A 16,010-nucleotide genomic window follows, 5' to 3' on the forward strand; every position below is an offset into this window, starting at 1 on the left:
GCGGCCCGAATCAGGTGCTCAGCGCCCCCAGCAATCCTTGGCGGTCAGCCCTTCGGCCTGGCCGCTGATGCGGGTCGCGCCGGTCTGGTCGATGCTGAAACTGCCGCACTTGTCCGCCGCCATCAGCCCATCGTCCTTCGGGGTCGCGGTCAGGGAGAAACCGGTGTCGGTCAGGGTTGCGGTAATGCTGTAGTACTCATTGCCGGCGCTCAGGTCCGGGGCGTTGCTGTAGACCCCAGCCTTGGAGAAATGCCGTTCAAGCTGCTGCGCCTGCTCGGTAAGCAGTACCGCGATTTCGCTGCGGTGCGGTTTTTTCACGTATTCGGTGATGCTGGGAAGGCTCAAGGTAAGGACCAGACCGATGATCGCAATCACGATCATGATTTCGATCAGGGTAAAACCTTGGTTGGATCTGCGCATGGTCAAGAATCTCGCTTACTGGATTTGTCGCCACAGGATGCGCCGGCTGCCACCGCCGGGCCTTTCCACCAGGGTGCTGATGCCACCCCTGGAGTCACTGATGATCTTGCGGGCGCCATTGCTGGCAACTCCGCCAAGGCTGGGCACGGTGCCGACGTAGCGCACGCCGCTGGAGGGCTGGTCCTGGTCATCCACGACCCCGTCGCCATTGGTGTCGAGCACCGCAGCGTCGAGCATCTTACCGCTGAACGCCTCCAGCTCGATCAATTTCCCACTGCTGGCACTCGAACAAGGGTCGTCGGGCTCCAGTTGCAGGGTGCTGAACACCACCCTGCCGGCCACCAGGGTCGCCTCGTTGAGCACCCGCTCGCCGGCTGCCAGGCCACCTTGTACCAGGGGCAGGTACCAGCCGCGCTGCGCCGGATAACGCACCTCGTTGAGGGTGCTGCGCAGGAAACTGCCGGCCGCCGCGCTGAACCCGGCCTCAAGGTGCTGCACCTGCAACTGACTTTCGCCAATGCCCCCAGGACCGCCCTCGGCGTCCCACACGCCATAGAATCCCTGGCGCGCCCGGCTTTGCTTGTCCCGGGTCTCGTTGAGCTTGCCCGTACCGAACAGCACCAATTGGCCACCACGGGGATGATCGAGCAGGCGCGGCGGTGCGCTGATCGGCTGGCTGGCGCCTCCCGCGGTGCGGAACAAGGGCTGCCCGGCAAATGCCAGATGCCAGCTGGCGCTATCGTTGCCGGACAGCTCGAATTTCCACATTCGCCCCTTGAGGTCGCCCGCATAGGCCGCCTGCACTTCATTGCGTGCATTGACCTTGAGGGTGACGGACGACAGGCCATTGTCAGGCTGGTCGTCAATGGCGATCTCGCGAATCAGCGAGCCATCATTCAGGTCCACCACATACAGCGCTGCCACCCCGGAATGGCTGCCGTAGCCATTGCCGATGAAAGCCGCCCAGCGTCCATCGGCCAAGCGCGCTACCTGTGGGCGGGCATAGGCATACCCCAGGTCATTGAAAGGATGATTGCGGTCCGGCTCGGGAGGAGCGCCGATTTCCCACAAGGCGCCAGGCGCATTGCCGTGCACGGCGTCGAACAGACGCACCGCAAAGAAACTCTTGCCGCCCGCCCCGACGCCCCCCAGGGCCAGGGTTTGCCAGGCACCGCCCCGCTGCCCATCGAACACCGCCAGGGGACCATCCACCAGATAGCGATGGCGCTCGCCCCGCCGATAACCGGGATCTGCGACCTGCGCCAGGGCGCCCAACGCGCTGGAGGGCATGTAGCCATAGAGGCGCTCACCGCTGGCCGGGTCCAACACATTGAACAACCCGTCATTGCTGTTCACCAACAAGCGCGTCGCCATGGCCGTGGCCTTCTGTGCCAGGTAGCGGCTGTAGTCGCCCCCGGCAGCCCCATCGACAGCACTGCGCTGCCCGGCAGTTGCCAGCACCAGCGGCGAATTGACGATATCTCCCAACTGATAGCGGCGCTCCCTGAGCCCGCTCACGGAGCGGCCCTGGCTCCAGCGCAGTAACTCGGCGCCACTGACACCTGCAGGCAACGACTGCTCAAGTTCGCCACGCTGAGCGGTGGACAAGTTGCCGTAGGCCAGGCTCACCGGACGCCGGCTGGCAGTGTTCCAGGTCTCATGGATTACCGCCGCGCCGGCACCATCCACGCCACTATCGCTGCTCCACAACGGCGAACCGACAGCCACTCGGCCCTGATTGTCGATGCCGTAGGCGCGGATCGTGCCATGCCAATCGACCGGGTCGTACTGGCTCTGGTAATAACGACCACTGGCGGCATCCAGTACACCACTGCCGGCAGTCACGGCACTGGCTACGCCTTCGCCCAGAACGCCTGCCAGCACGCCTTCAAGGTTGCTGCGGGCCTGGAAATACTCACCCTGGCCGTAGTCCGCAGCGCCCATCAGCAGAGGATTGTGGGCCTGGAAACCCACCGTGAAGGTATTCAGGTACTGACGGGGGAAATCCACCTCCGCCCAGCTTTTACCGGCCTCATCCACTCCTGGGCCACGCAAGTCGATATCGAAGGCGAACTTGGCCAGGTCATCGAGGAATAGAGTCTGCCCATCGCGCTCGCCACCATCGTTGCCGACCCCGTCCCAGTTGGGCAGGCGCCCCGCCCCTAAAGGGTCGTTGAGCGGGAACTGAGTATCGTGATCCGCCGCGCCGGCACTGATCACCACCCCGTAGTTCTTCTGGCAACGGTATTGAATGGGGCTGCTGTAGAGCGCCGGTGAAAGGTTGTAGTACGGCACCATGCCGCGCAGGTAGCGGGTGATCTCGTAGTAGGTTTCCGCCAACGGCGTATGACCGCCGGCCTTGAGGCCGTTGATTGTCGCCAGCAGGGCCTGGTAATTGGCCTCGGCCTGGGCCGGGCTCACAGCGCCTTCAATGGCCGACAGGTCACTGATGGGACGGGCAATGTAACCCCCAGGGCCCGGATCACCCGGGGCCGGCGGGTTGAAGGTGGCCAACCCCAGGCGCAGCCAGCGATACCGGGTAACCAGGGCCGTGGCCAGCCGCCGCGCCACATTCATCCGGTAGTCGTTGGGAATGGAACCGTCAGTGAAGTCTCGCTCCCGTCCCTTGGCCTGCGCCAGTAGCCAGGACAGGTAGTCCGCGGAGTACAGCGTATTTCCCGCCCCAACCGGGTCCGGCAGCTTCAGGCAGCGCACCCCACGCTCGGGATCATGGAAGCTGTGAAAGCCTGCCCGGCACCCCGACTCGCCGAGGCTGGACAAGGCAATCGCCTGGCCTGCAAGTCGCTCACCCCGAGCACACTCGCCCCCCACTCCGGCACAGCGCCAGACCGCAGCCCGGGCGAGCAGCGGATCGAACTCCCGGGCATGGACAATGCTGTTCATGCCCTGGGAGTCATCCAGCACCAGCATCACGTTCGGCGCCACCGCCGCGGCACCAAGAAGCGGGGGGCTGGCAGGGTTGAACGCCATGGCTAGAGGCACCGGCAACAGGCTCAGCAGCAGCGCGCCCAGGCTTCGCCAACCGGGCCGACGCATGCCCCGATCAATACTTGGCATAGATGCTCTCCAGCACACTGCGCGATTGCCCGGCCAGACCGACAGCGGTCACGCGATACAAGGTGGCCGGAGTATTGCTCGGCACATTCACCGCATCCTGTGAAACACCGAGGTTCTGCACCCCGTAGAAGCCAGAGCCGCTAGCGATCCACAGCACCGCCGAAGCAGCATTGACTCCAGGAGCCTTGACCAGCGCTGATTCGGCGGGAGGCGCGCACTGAACAGGGCTGGCACATACCGGCAAGCGAAAATCATCCTGCTGCACCGCACTCTCCCCCACCCGCAGCGCGGCTTCGGCGGCCTGGAATGCGCGGTTGTGCAGAGCCAGGCTGGCGGCCATTTTTTCCTGCAGGGTGGCGTTCTGCAGCGACGAGAGCCCGATCAGGGTCAGCAGCAACAGGAACACCAGGCTGACCAGCAACGCCATACCCCGCTGCCCGAGAGGAACCCGACCTCGCAAGCGCGTCATCAGGGCAACCTGTTGCGCAGGGCCGCGACCACGCTATAGGTCTGCGGGCGCACGCGGTCATGGGGGTCAGCCAGGGTCAGGCGCAAGCGCACACTGCGGATCCGTTCCGGGTCCAATGGGTTGCGACTGTAGCTGGAGGCGGCAATGTCGGTGGCCGAACGGGCCATGCCGAAACTCACATCAAAGGCTTCGACGTTGTCCAGCAGCACCGCTTGCTGCTTGCCAAGGCCACTGCCCAGCAGCAACTGGCGATTCTTCAGGCTGTAGAACAGCCGGCGCAGGGCGAACACCTGCTCAGCGCCGGCCCCTCGATGAGCGCCTGAATAGGCTACGGCGCTGCGCTGGCAGTCGCTGACCACGCTCCAGGTCGGCGCACCGCCATCGTCCCCGACATCGGCGGTGATCAGGGTCAGTTTCTGCTCGGCGTTGTCCCATTGGATCGGTGTCGCCGCATAGTGCGAGAACTCCCGTGCCGTGCTGGCATCACTGATGGTCCGCAGGCAACCGAACAGCCCCACCATGCGGATTTCCTGAAGCATCTTGCTCAGGACAAAGCGAGCATCCTCCTGCAGGTAGGCGGCAGCGCTCTGACTCTGGTAGGTGTTCTTCGCCGCAATGAATACCTGGGCCACCCCCAGTACCAGCACCAGGCTCAAGGCCAGTGCCAGCATCATCTCCACCAGGCCGAAGCCACTATCGGCCCGGTTCACGGCAAGCCTCCCGGTTGCGCTGCAACCCGGCTGCTGAGCTCCAGGCTACGCAGGCTGCCCTCCCGGCCTTCGGCACGGGAGTCGTCCCAGGTGATGCGAATGGTGTAGACATGCTGCTTGACGCTGATGCTGCCCTTGCCGCTGGGGCCGGCGAAGCTCGCGATATTGGCGGCGAAGTCGTACAGGTCCTGATCCCGCACATTGCCCGGGTTGCCCTCTGCCGGTATCGCCACGCTGTAGTCGGCGGCGGCGTTGGCGCGGATCCGGTCGAGCATGTCATAGGCGATAAAGCTGGCCTGGGTGGTCATCCGCGAGCTGTCGGTGTACTGCAGCGCCTTGATCTGCACCGCCGCCGCACCCAGCAGGCCCACCGCCAGTATCAACAGCGCCACCAGCACCTCGATCAGGGTCATGCCATCCTGTGCATCCCGCACGTTCATCCGCAGTTCTCCGCTGCTATCACCCGCCCATTGAGACAGACACTGATCACCCGCCGCTGCTGGTCCAGTCCATAGACGATGTGCAGCGCATCACTGGCCGCCAAGCCGCCGAGGCGATTGAAATCGATGCTGTGGTCATCTGAGGTTAGCGTCAGGGTGGCGCCCGGACTGATGGCTGGAACAACCCGCAATACATTGCCTCCGGGGTCCTGCCCCGCATACACCATCAATTCGCCGTTCCAGGGAGCGTCCTTGGCAGCCGGGCGAATCCCGACCCTCTGTCGGCGATTGATCGCTTCCAACCGTGCGTAAGCCAGGGCCTGACGTAGTTGATTGATCTCGGTGTCGGCACGCACTCGCTGCACGGTGGTGCGATAGGCTGGCACCACCAGGCCCAGAAGAAGGGCCGCGATCGCCAGGGCGACGAGCAATTCCAGCAAGGTGAAACCCTTTGTATGCAAATTCATGGCCGGCCTTGGAAGTGTCATCGGCTATAACAGGCAAGCGCCCGGACCCTCCATAGACCGGCGCTTTGGCCATTTGCTCAATGAACACGCACGGATTGCGTGAAACCGTCGTCCCCAGGGAGGGAGACCCCATGCATGAGAAAGGCTTCAGCCTGATTGAACTGCTGACCGCACTGGTTCTGCTGGCCCTGCTGCTGCCGCTTTCCGGTAGCGCCATGAGTGAGCTGCTGCGCTCCAATCGCCAGCAGGACGCCGCGCAGATGCTCGCCAGTGGCCTGCGCAACGCCCGGGCGGCAGCGATCCTGCACCAGCGCACGGTCCTGATCCATGGTCTGGAGGACGACTGGAGCCGGGGCTGGAGGATCATCCTGGATATCAGCGGCAAGGGCGCCCAGGACGCACGCAACCCGCAACTGATCGAGCGCCAAGGCAGTGGGCAGGTATTGATCGTGGGCAATCGCCCGGTGCAGCACTTCGTGCGCTTCAGTGCCCTGGGCCATCCGTTGCTGCCCAGTGGCGCCTTCCAGGCCGGAACACTCCATGTCTGCCAGGCAGGCCAGGAGTACAGCCGCCATCAAGTGGTGCTGTCACGTAGCGGGAGGGTCAGCCTGCGCAGTGAAAACGCCGAGCAGGCCTTGTGTGCAGGCGTCGGCTGATCAGAGCAGCGAGCGAACCCGTAGCTCTTTGGGCATGGAGAAGGTGATGTTTTCTTCGCGGCCGGCCAGCTCATCGGCGCCGGTGGCACCCCAGGCCTGCAGTTGCTGGATCACGCCACGCACCAGCACTTCCGGGGCCGAGGCGCCGGCGGTAATGCCGATGCGCTCCACACCATCGAACCAGCTGCGCTGCAGGTCTTCGGCACCGTCTATCAGGTAGGCCGGGGTGGCCATGCGTTCGGCCAGCTCGCGCAGGCGGTTGGAGTTGGAGCTGTTGGGGCTGCCGACCACCAGCACCACGTCGCATTCGTCGGCCAGTTGCTTGACCGCGTCCTGACGGTTCTGTGTGGCGTAGCAGATGTCGTCCTTGCGTGGCCCGCCGATGGCCGGAAAGCGCGTGCGCAAGGCATCGATCACCCGGCTGGTGTCATCCATGGACAAGGTGGTCTGGGTCACGAATGCCAGGCGCTCGGGGTTGCGCACCTGCAATTCGGCCACATCCTTTTCGTCTTCCACCAGGTAGATGGCGCCGCCATTGCTGGCGTCGTACTGGCCCATGGTGCCTTCGACCTCGGGGTGGCCAGCGTGGCCGATCAGGATGCATTCACGGCCGTCGCGGCTGTAGCGCGCCACTTCGATATGCACCTTGGTCACCAGCGGGCAGGTGGCGTCGAACACTTTGAGGCCACGACCTGCAGCCTCGCTGCGCACTGCCTGGGAAACACCGTGGGCGCTGAAGATAACGATGACATCATCCGGCACCTGCTCCAGCTCTTCGACGAAGATCGCTCCACGATTGCGCAGGTCTTCGACGACAAATTTGTTGTGCACCACTTCATGCCGGACGTAGATCGGCGGCCCGAAGACTTCCAGGGCGCGATTGACGATTTCGATCGCCCGGTCCACGCCGGCGCAGAAGCCACGGGGGTTGGCGAGTTTGATTTGCATGCTGTGCCTCGTGTCTTGCGCGCAAGAAGTTAGATCGTTGTAGACAGCGGATCGCCGGCAGCCGGCTCCTGGATAATAGAAGACGGCATGCCGGCGATGCTTTTAAAGCGCTTTGACGTCGATGATTTCAACGTCGAAGGTCAAGGTCTTGCCGGCCAGCGGGTGGTTGAAGTCGATGGTCACCTGCGCGTCATCGAAAGTTTTGACCACACCTGGCAACTCGGTGTTCGCCGCATCGTTGAAGATCACCAGCAAGCCTTCCGAAAGCTCCATGTCCTGGAACTGCGAACGCGGGATGACCTGCACGTTCTGCGGGTTGGGCTGGCCGAAGGCGTTTTCCGGTTCGATGGTTAGGTTGCGCTTGTCGCCGGCCTTGAAGCCGAACAGCGCCGCCTCGAACCCTGGCAGCAGGTTGCCATCGCCGACCTTGAAGGTCGCCGGGGCCTTGTCGAACGTGCTGTCTACGGTGTCGCCGTTCTCCAGGCGCAATGCGAAATGCAAAGTGACTTCCGTGTTCTGACCGATGCGTTGCTCAGTCAATACCTGTTCAGTCATGAACGGCTTCTCCGGTTTTCTTGCTCTTGAACATATCCAGGGCCAGCATCACCGCGCCAACGGTAATGGCACTGTCGGCGAAGTTGAATGCCGGGAAGTACCAGCGGTTCTGCCAGTGCACCAGGATGAAATCGATCACATGGCCCAGGGCGATGCGGTCGTACAGGTTACCCAGGGCCCCGCCCAGCACCAGCGCCAGAGCGATGGCCAGCCAGGTTTCATTGCGCCCCAGACGCTTGAGCCAGACTACCAGCACCGCACTGACCGCAATCGCGATCAGGGCGAACAGCCAGCGCTGCCAGCCGGAGCCGTCGGCGAGGAAGCTGAAGGCGGCGCCAGTGTTGTAGGCCAGGGTCCAGCTGAAGTAATCCGGGATCACCACGATCTGCTGGTACATGCTCAGCGAACTTTCGAAGTGCAGCTTGCTGACCTGGTCGATGACCAGGACCAGCACGCTCAACCACAGCCAGCCCAGACGGCCGAAACGGCCTGCGGCGTTAGGCATAGTGACGGACCTCGCCTGCTCCGCTGATGTTGTCTACGCAACGACCGCAGATTTCCGGGTGCTCAGGGTGCACGCCGACGTCTTCACGGCAGTGCCAGCAACGGGCGCACTTGGGGAAGGCCGACTTGACGACTTTGAGCTTGAGGCCCGGTACTTCAGTGGCCACGGCGTCCGCTGGTGCCTGGGCAAACGGGGCCAGGCTGGCGGTCGAAGTGATCAGCACGAAACGCAGTTCGTTGCTCAGCTTGGCCAGGTCAGCGGCCAGGCCATCCTCGGCAAACAGGGTGACTTCGGCTTGCAGGTTGCCACCGACGGCCTTGGCCGCGCGCTGAACTTCCAGCTCCTTGTTCACCGCAACCTTGACGGCCATCACGCCTTCCCAGTACTCGCGGCCCAGTTCGAAGTCAGCGGGCAATTCGGTCAGGCCTTCGTACCAGGTGTTGAGCATCACGGATTCGTTACGCTCGCCCGGCAGGTATTCCCACAGCTCATCGGCGGTGAAGGCCAGGATCGGTGCGATCCAGCGCACCAGCGCTTCGGAGATGTGGTACAGCGCGGTCTGCGCCGAACGGCGCGCCTTGCTGTTGGCGCCGGTGGTGTACTGGCGGTCCTTGATGATGTCGAGGTAGAAGCCGCCCAACTCCTGCACGCAGAAGTTGTGCACCTTGGAGTAGACGTTCCAGAAGCGGTATTCGCCGTAGTGCAGCTCCAGCTCGCGCTGCAGCAACAAGGTACGGTCCACGGCCCAACGGTCCAGGGCCAGCATGTCTTCGGCCGGCAGCAGGTCGGTGGCCGGGTTGAAGCCGCTCAGGTTGGAAAGCAGGAAACGCGCAGTGTTGCGGATCCGCCGGTAGGCGTCGGCGCTGCGCTGCAGGATCTGATCGGAAACCGCCATCTCGCCGGAGTAGTCGGTGGCCGAGACCCACAGGCGCATGATGTCGGCACCCAGGGTGTCGTTGACCTTCTGTGGCGCGATCACGTTGCCCAGGGACTTGGACATCTTGCGGCCGTTCTCGTCCACGGTGAAGCCGTGGGTCAACAGTTCGCGGTACGGCGCGTGGTTGTCGATGGCGCAACCGGTGAGCAGGGACGAGTGGAACCAGCCACGGTGCTGGTCGGAGCCCTCCAGGTACAGGTCGGCCCGCGGACCGCTTTCGTGGCCCATGGGGTGCGAACCGCGCAGCACGTGCCAGTGAGTGGTGCCGGAGTCGAACCAGACGTCCAGGGTGTCGCTGATCTTGTCGTACTGGGCGGCTTCGTCGCCCAGTAGCTCAGCGGCGTCCATCTTGAACCAGGCCTCGATGCCTTCCTGCTCGACGCGCTGGGCCACTTCTTCCATCAGCTCGACAGTGCGTGGGTGCAGGTCGCCGCTTTCCTTGTTCAGGAAGAACGGGATCGGCACACCCCAGTTGCGCTGGCGGGAGATGCACCAGTCCGGGCGGTTGGCGATCATCGAGTGCAGGCGTGCCTGGCCCCAGGCCGGTACGAACTGGGTGTCTTCGATGGCTTGCAGGGCGCGTTGGCGCAGGGTGTCGCCGGCTTCCGGCTGCTTGTCCATGCCAACGAACCACTGCGCGGTGGCGCGATAGATCAGCGGGGTCTTGTGGCGCCAGCAGTGCATGTAGCTGTGGCTGATGGTTTCGGTGTGCAGCAACGCACCGACTTCGCTCAGCTTGTCGACAATGGCCGGGTTGGCCTTCCAGATGAACTGGCCGCCGAAGAACTCCAGCGATGTCGCGTAGACACCGTTGCTCTGCACCGGGTTGAGGATGTCGTCGTTGACCATGCCATAACGCTTGCAGGTCACGAAGTCGTCTTCACCATAGGCCGGGGCCGAGTGAACCACGCCAGTGCCGGCACCCAGCTCCACGTATTCGGCCAGATACACCGGCGACAGACGATCGTAGAACGGATGACGGAAATTGATCAGTTCCAGGGCCGAACCTGGAGCCGTGGCAATCACCGAGCCTTCCAGGTTGTAGCGGGCCAGGCAGGATTCCACCAGCTCTTCGGCCAGCACCAGCAGGCGTTCGCCGGTGTCGACCAGGGCGTAGTTGAACTCGGGGTGTACGTTCAGCGCCTGGTTGGCCGGGATGGTCCAGGGGGTGGTGGTCCAGATCACGATGGCAGCAGGCTTGGCCAGCTTGGCCAGGCCGAAGGCGCCAGCCAGCTTGGCTTCGTCGGCGACCGGGAAGGCCACGTCGATGGTCGCGGACTTCTTGTCCTGATACTCGACTTCTGCTTCAGCCAGGGCCGAGCCGCAGTCGAAGCACCAGTTCACCGGCTTCAGGCCCTTGAACACGAAGCCGCCCTTGACCATTTCCGCCAGGGCACGGATCTCCCCGGCCTCGTTGGCGAAGTTCATGGTCTTGTAGGGATTGGCCCAGTCGCCCAGCACACCCAGGCGGATGAACTCGGCCTTCTGCCCTTCGATCTGCTCGGAAGCGTAGGCGCGGCACAGCTCGCGGGTCTGGTCCGAGGACAGGTTCTTGCCGTGGGTCACCTCGACCTTGTGCTCGATCGGCAGACCGTGGCAGTCCCAACCAGGAACGTAAGGCGCGTCGAAACCCGCCAGGGTTTTCGAGCGGATGATCATGTCCTTGAGAATCTTGTTGACCGCATGACCGATGTGAATCGAGCCGTTGGCATAGGGAGGACCGTCGTGCAGTACGAACTTGGGACGATCCTTGCCAATCTCGCGCAACTTTCCGTACAGGCCAATGCTGTCCCAACGCTGCAGAATCTGTGGTTCGCGCTGAGGCAGGCCGGCCTTCATTGGGAAGGCGGTGTCCGGAAGGTTTAACGTGGCTTTATAGTCGGTCATTTAAGGCTCTTCATTAGCGATTGGCGCTATGGATACGTGCCACTTGGGCACGGGCGGCGGCAACATCCGCATTGATCGCCGTCTTCAACGCCTCCAGGGAGGCGAAACGCTGCTCTTCACGCAGCTTGTGGTGGAAAACCACCGTCAAACGCCGGTCATACAGATCGCCGGCAAAATCTAAAAGATGTACTTCCAGGTGGGCCTTGCCATCACCTGCAACAGTGGGCCGCACGCCGATATTGGCGACGCCGGGCCAGGTCTTGCCATCGAGATCGACACTCACCAGGTACACCCCGGAAAGCGGCACGCGACGGCGCTTCAACTGCACATTGGCAGTGGGCGTACCCAACTGGCGCGCCAGTTTCTGGCCGTGCAACACCCGCCCGGCAATGCGGTACGGGCGACCCAGCAGGCGCTCGGCCAGATCGAAATCGGCGGCGGCCAGGGCATTGCGGACCTGGGTACTACTCACCCGCAGGCCGTCGAGCTCGACGGTCTGCGCCGCCTCGACGGTAAAGCCGTGGGTGGCGCCGGCCTGCTGCAGGAAGTCAAAATCACCGACCCGGTCGCAACCGAAGCGGAAGTCATCACCCACCTCCAGGTGCTGTACACCCAGGCCATCCACCAGGATTCGCTCGACGAACTCTTTGGCGCTGAGTTTGCTCAGGCGCTGGTTGAAGGCCAGGCACAGCACCCGGTCGACACCGGCGTCAGCCAGCAACTGCAGCTTGTCCCGCAGGCGGGCCAGACGCGCCGGAGCCGTCTCGGGGGCAAAGAATTCCCGCGGCTGGGGCTCGAAAATCACCACGCAGCTGGGCACGCCCAACTCGAGCGCACGTTCGCGCAGCCGGCCCAGGATAGCCTGGTGACCACGGTGAACACCGTCAAAGTTGCCAATAGTGGCGACGCAGCCCCGATGCTGGGGGCGCAGATTGTGGAGGCCTCGAACCAGCTGCATAACGCGCTTCTTGCTCATAAAGTGGTCGATTATAACCACACCCGGCGGCCGACGACAGGCAGCACCGCACCCAATGTGGTTGATCCGACAAAACCGATGCCTGCCCTGCCCTGGCGACTAAACAGCCGTCAGTTCAAGGCCTTGCGATTGAAGTCGCGCAAACGGAAGCCCAGCAGCGCCAGCATGCCGAAATATGCCACCACCCCAGCCACCACCAGCACGCCCAGGCGCAGGAACCGCTGGAGCATGTGGCCTTGATCCCAGGCCGGCATGAAATGCATCAGGCCCAGCAACACCGCGGACATGACCGCTACCGCCAACAGCAACTTCAAGGTGAACCGCCCCCACCCCGGCAGCGGCTGGAACATCTGTTGCTTGCGCAACTGGTAGAACAGCAGTCCGGCGTTGATACAGGCCCCGGCGCTGATGGCCAGGGCCAGGCCCGCGTGTTTCAGGGGGCCGATAAAAGCCAGGTTCAGCAGTTGGGTGACGATCAGCGTAAAGATGGCGATTTTCACCGGTGTACGAATGTTCTGCTGCGCATAGAAGCCTGGCGCCAGCACCTTGATCACGATGATCCCCAGCAAACCCACGGCATAAGCCACCAGCGCACGCTGGGTCATGGACGCATCGAAGGCACTGAACTCACCGTATTGGAACAGTGACACGGTCAGCGGCTCGGCGAGGATACCCAGGGCCAGGGAGCACGGCAGCACCAGGATGAAACACAGGCGCAGGCCCCAATCGAGAATCCGCGAATACTCGTGGCGGTCCTTGCTGGCGTAGGTCTTGGCCAGGGTCGGCAGAAGAATGGTGCCCAGCGCCACCCCCAGCACACCGGACGGCAGCTCCATCAGGCGGTCGGCGTAATACATCCACGACACCGAACCGGCTACCAGGAAAGAGGCGAAGATGGTGTTGATGATCAACGAGATCTGGCTCACCGAAACCCCGAGAATCGCCGGCAGCATCTGCTTCATCACCCGCCAGACCCCGGTATCCCGCAGGTTCAGGCGCGGCAGCACCAGCATGCCGATCTTCTTCAGGTGCGGCAGCTGATACAGCAACTGCGCCAGGCCGCCAGCCAGCACCGCCCAGCCCAGAGCCATCACTGGCGGATCGAAATACGGCGTCAGAAACACCGCAAAAATGATCATGCTGACGTTGAGCAGGGTCGGCACGAAGGCCGGCACCGAGAAACGATTCCAGGTGTTGAGGATTGCCCCGGCCAGAGACGACAGCGAGATCAGCAATATATAAGGAAAGGTCACCCGCAACAGGTCAGAGGTCAGGGCGAACTTTTCCGGAGAGTCGACGAACCCCGGTGCCGTGGCCCAGATCACCCAGGGCGCGGCGATGATGCCCAAAGCCGTCACCAGCGCCAGGACCAGGGTCAGCAGACCCGAGACATAGGCAATGAAGGTACGGGTCGCTTCTTCCCCCTGCTGGCTCTTGTACTCTGCCAGGATCGGCACGAACGCCTGGGAGAACGCGCCTTCGGCAAAGATGCGCCGCAGCAGGTTGGGCAGCTTGAAGGCAATGAAGAAGGCATCGGTGGCCATCCCGGCACCGAAAGTGCGCGCGATGATGGTGTCACGCACAAACCCCAGTATCCGGGAAAGCATCGTGATAGAGCTGACGGCGGCCAACGACTTGAGCAGGTTCATGAAAAGGTTTTGCGCCTTGTAGATAAACAGCAGGCGAAAAGACACCCACTTATGCGATACTCCGCGCCGCAACAGCACAGAGCCAAAGCTCGCGAGTTTACAGGTCAAGCGCCGGAAATAAATATCCCGCCTCTTCAGATCGACCACTCAGCGGAACGCATCACCCGCCCTTGACAAGACTTCAACTCATCGGCATGATTCGCGGCCTATTTTGTTTGCTATTTCCCAAAAAGTCTTTCGAGGAGCTCGACGGTGGCCAACTCACCTTCCGCCAAAAAACGTGCAAAACAGGCTGAGAAGCGTCGCAGCCACAACGCCAGCCTGCGTTCCATGGTTCGTACCTACATCAAGAATGTAGTTAAAGCCATCGACGCAAAAGACGCTGAAAAAGCGCAAGCTGCTTATGTTCTGGCTGTGCCAGTTATCGACCGCATGGCCGATAAAGGCATCATCCACAAGAACAAGGCTGCTCGCCATAAAGGTCGTCTGAATGGCCACATCAAGGCTCTGAACCTTGCTGCTGCAGCCTAAGCGACACGCTTGTTAAAAAACCGACCCAAGGGTCGGTTTTTTATTGCCCGCGATTTACCCACCCGGCAAACCAGCCCCGCCTTCAACAGAGGGCCAGCATGCCAGGAGAAACTCCGTTACGGGTGCGGCCAGGGCAGGATCGGGATAGCCGTCACCGCATTCTGCGGACTACCCTCGATCAGGCGATCGCTGTAGACCAGGTACACCAGGGTATTGCGCTTCTTATCCAGGAAACGCACCACCTGCATGGTCTTGAATACCAGCGAGGTGCGCTCCTTGAATACCTCGTCGCCATCCTTGAGCTCACCCTTGAACGCAATAGGCCCCACCTGACGACAGGCAATGGAGGCCTCCGCACGATCTTCCGCCAAACCCAGGCCACCCTTGAGCCCACCCGTCTTGGCTCGCGACAGATAGCACGTCACCCCATCGACCTTGGGATCATCGAACGCCTCGACCACGATCCGATCGTTCGGCCCGACAAACTTGAACACCGTGGACACCTGACCGATCTCTTCCGCCGACACCATGAACGGCATCGCCAAGAGCAAGCCCAACAATCCTTTTGCTACGCGCATACGCTTTTCCTTACGCCACTTACACCAGAATCAGATTATCGCGGTGTACCAGTTCAGGCTCCGCCATATACCCCAGGACACCGACAATAGCGTCGGACGGCTGACCAATGATCTTCTGCGCCTCAAGCGCACTGTAGTTGGCCAGGCCACGGGCAATCTCACGACCATCCGGCGCTACGCACACCACCATCTCACCACGCCGGAAACCACCCTGGACCTGCTTGACCCCCACCGGCAACAGGCTCTTGTTACCCTGGGACAGAGCCGACACCGCCCCCTCATCCAGCACCAGGGTGCCACGGGTCTGCAGATGCCCGGCCAGCCACTGCTTGCGCGCCGCCAGCATGCCGCGCTCCGGCGATAGCAACGTGCCAATGCGCTCGCCAGCCTTGAGGCGGTCCAGCACGCGATCCAGACGCCCACCAACGATGATTGTATGCGCCCCGGAACGCGCAGCCAGCCGCGCCGCACGCAACTTGGTCTGCATGCCGCCACGCCCCAGCGCACCGCCCGTACCACCGGCCACCGCATCCAGCGCCGGGTCGTCGGCCCGCGCCTCATAGATCAGCTGGGCATCAGGATTGTTACGCGGGTCGGCATCGAACATGCCGTCACGGTCGGTAAGAATCACCAGCAGATCAGCCTCAACCAGGTTGGCCACCAGCGCCGCCAGGGTATCGTTGTCGCCAAAGCGGATCTCGTCGGTCACCACGGTGTCGTTCTCGTTGATCACCGGGATCACCTTGAGCTCCACCAGGGCACGCAAGGTACTGCGAGCATTGAGGTAGCGCTTGCGATCGGAGAGGTCGTCATGGGTCAGGAGAATCTGTGCAGTATGCCGGCCATGCTCGGCAAAGCTCGACTCCCAGGCCTGCACTAGCCCCATCTGGCCGATGGCCGCAGCGGCCTGCAACTCATGCATCGCACTCGGTCGTGCGGTCCAGCCCAAGCGGCTCATGCCGGCCGCTACAGCACCGGAGGAAACCAGTACCAGCTCGACGCCGGCCTCATGCAAGGCCACCATCTGCTCCACCCACACACCCATTGCCGTGCGATCCAGCCCCTTGCCGTCCGCCGTCAGCAGCGCACTGCCGATCTTAACGACCCAGCGCTGCGCACCTGTCACCTTGCTCCGCATCTTATTCAACCTTTGCCAGCGAGCGACGCGACCGAGCGCCACTCATGGGGTTATTCGTATTTGTAT

16 protein-coding genes are annotated in these 16,010 nt (G+C 62.7%); 2 read left to right on the plus strand and 14 right to left on the minus strand.

Annotated features, from left to right (window positions below; all coding sequences use genetic code 11):
* Positions 1-18 precede the first annotated feature (18 nt).
* Genes BLS75_RS28020 through BLS75_RS28045 form a run of 6 tightly spaced genes read right to left on the minus strand, consistent with a single transcriptional unit; the run spans position 19 to position 5,584 of the window.
* A complete protein-coding gene (locus tag BLS75_RS28020) occupies positions 19-420 on the minus strand; it encodes a type IV pilin protein (RefSeq protein ID WP_072453005.1) in 402 nt (133 codons plus the stop codon).
* A gap of 15 nt (positions 421-435) precedes the next feature.
* Complete coding sequence (locus BLS75_RS28025) at positions 436-3,498, minus strand: pilus assembly protein (protein WP_072453003.1); 3,063 nt, start codon at positions 3,496-3,498, stop codon at positions 436-438.
* Positions 3,485-3,967 (minus strand): pilus assembly PilX family protein, encoded by a 483-nt coding sequence (locus BLS75_RS28030; protein WP_236203389.1) that lies wholly within the window; start codon positions 3,965-3,967, stop codon positions 3,485-3,487. Before BLS75_RS28030 ends, BLS75_RS28025 begins: the two co-directional genes overlap by 14 nt.
* The gene (locus BLS75_RS28035; protein WP_072452999.1) at positions 3,967-4,677 is read right to left on the minus strand and encodes a PilW family protein; all 711 of its coding nucleotides are present in this window, start codon (positions 4,675-4,677) and stop codon (positions 3,967-3,969) included. The genes BLS75_RS28030 and BLS75_RS28035 overlap by 1 nt, the downstream gene beginning before the upstream one ends.
* A complete protein-coding gene (gene pilV, locus BLS75_RS28040) occupies positions 4,674-5,117 on the minus strand; it encodes a type IV pilus modification protein PilV (RefSeq protein ID WP_015637088.1) in 444 nt (147 codons plus the stop codon). The genes BLS75_RS28035 and pilV overlap by 4 nt, the downstream gene beginning before the upstream one ends.
* Positions 5,114-5,584, minus strand: coding sequence for a GspH/FimT family pseudopilin (locus tag BLS75_RS28045; protein WP_011063545.1), 471 nt, complete (start codon positions 5,582-5,584; stop codon positions 5,114-5,116). The genes pilV and BLS75_RS28045 overlap by 4 nt, the downstream gene beginning before the upstream one ends.
* Positions 5,585-5,715: 131 nt before the next feature.
* On the opposite strand from BLS75_RS28045, the gene BLS75_RS28050 reads away from it, so the two are divergent.
* On the plus strand, positions 5,716-6,240 hold the full coding sequence (locus BLS75_RS28050; protein ID WP_072452997.1) for a GspH/FimT family pseudopilin: 525 nt from the start codon (positions 5,716-5,718) through the stop codon (positions 6,238-6,240).
* On the opposite strand, the gene ispH is transcribed toward BLS75_RS28050, so the two are convergent.
* The 6 genes from ispH to murJ all read right to left on the minus strand — a co-directional run bounded on the left by ispH (position 6,241) and on the right by murJ (position 13,697).
* The gene (gene ispH, locus BLS75_RS28055; RefSeq protein WP_072452995.1) at positions 6,241-7,188 is read right to left on the minus strand and encodes a 4-hydroxy-3-methylbut-2-enyl diphosphate reductase; all 948 of its coding nucleotides are present in this window, start codon (positions 7,186-7,188) and stop codon (positions 6,241-6,243) included. It lies immediately after the preceding gene.
* Between the two features lie 102 nt (positions 7,189-7,290).
* A complete protein-coding gene (fkpB, locus tag BLS75_RS28060) occupies positions 7,291-7,743 on the minus strand; it encodes an FKBP-type peptidyl-prolyl cis-trans isomerase (RefSeq protein WP_011063547.1) in 453 nt (150 codons plus the stop codon).
* Positions 7,736-8,248: a signal peptidase II gene (gene lspA / locus BLS75_RS28065; protein WP_011063548.1), complete on the minus strand. Its 513-nt coding sequence runs from the start codon at positions 8,246-8,248 to the stop codon at positions 7,736-7,738. The genes fkpB and lspA overlap by 8 nt, the downstream gene beginning before the upstream one ends.
* Positions 8,241-11,072: an isoleucine--tRNA ligase gene (gene ileS / locus BLS75_RS28070; RefSeq protein ID WP_015637091.1), complete on the minus strand. Its 2,832-nt coding sequence runs from the start codon at positions 11,070-11,072 to the stop codon at positions 8,241-8,243. Before ileS ends, lspA begins: the two co-directional genes overlap by 8 nt.
* 13 nt (positions 11,073-11,085) lie before the next feature.
* The gene (ribF, locus tag BLS75_RS28075; protein ID WP_176876778.1) at positions 11,086-12,030 is read right to left on the minus strand and encodes a bifunctional riboflavin kinase/FAD synthetase; all 945 of its coding nucleotides are present in this window, start codon (positions 12,028-12,030) and stop codon (positions 11,086-11,088) included.
* A 128-nt stretch (positions 12,031-12,158) separates the two neighbouring features.
* Positions 12,159-13,697 carry a murein biosynthesis integral membrane protein MurJ gene (murJ, locus tag BLS75_RS28080; protein ID WP_011063551.1) on the minus strand — a complete coding sequence of 513 codons (1,539 nt, stop codon included), beginning with the start codon at positions 13,695-13,697 and terminating at the stop codon, positions 12,159-12,161.
* 252 nt (positions 13,698-13,949) lie between these two features.
* Between murJ and rpsT the strand changes: the two genes are divergently transcribed.
* Positions 13,950-14,228: a 30S ribosomal protein S20 gene (gene rpsT, locus BLS75_RS28090; RefSeq protein WP_007924739.1), complete on the plus strand. Its 279-nt coding sequence runs from the start codon at positions 13,950-13,952 to the stop codon at positions 14,226-14,228.
* Positions 14,229-14,344: 116 nt separating this feature from the next.
* Here the strand turns inward: rpsT and BLS75_RS28095 are convergent, their stop codons facing one another.
* The gene (locus tag BLS75_RS28095; protein ID WP_072452991.1) at positions 14,345-14,806 is read right to left on the minus strand and encodes a CreA family protein; all 462 of its coding nucleotides are present in this window, start codon (positions 14,804-14,806) and stop codon (positions 14,345-14,347) included.
* A 19-nt stretch (positions 14,807-14,825) separates the two neighbouring features.
* Positions 14,826-15,944 (minus strand): glutamate 5-kinase, encoded by a 1,119-nt coding sequence (proB, locus tag BLS75_RS28100; RefSeq protein WP_011063553.1) that lies wholly within the window; start codon positions 15,942-15,944, stop codon positions 14,826-14,828.
* Positions 15,945-16,010: the final 66 nt, after the last annotated feature.

The organism is Pseudomonas sp. NFPP12, from assembly GCF_900103205.1.
GTDB lineage: Bacteria > Pseudomonadota > Gammaproteobacteria > Pseudomonadales > Pseudomonadaceae > Aquipseudomonas > Aquipseudomonas protegens.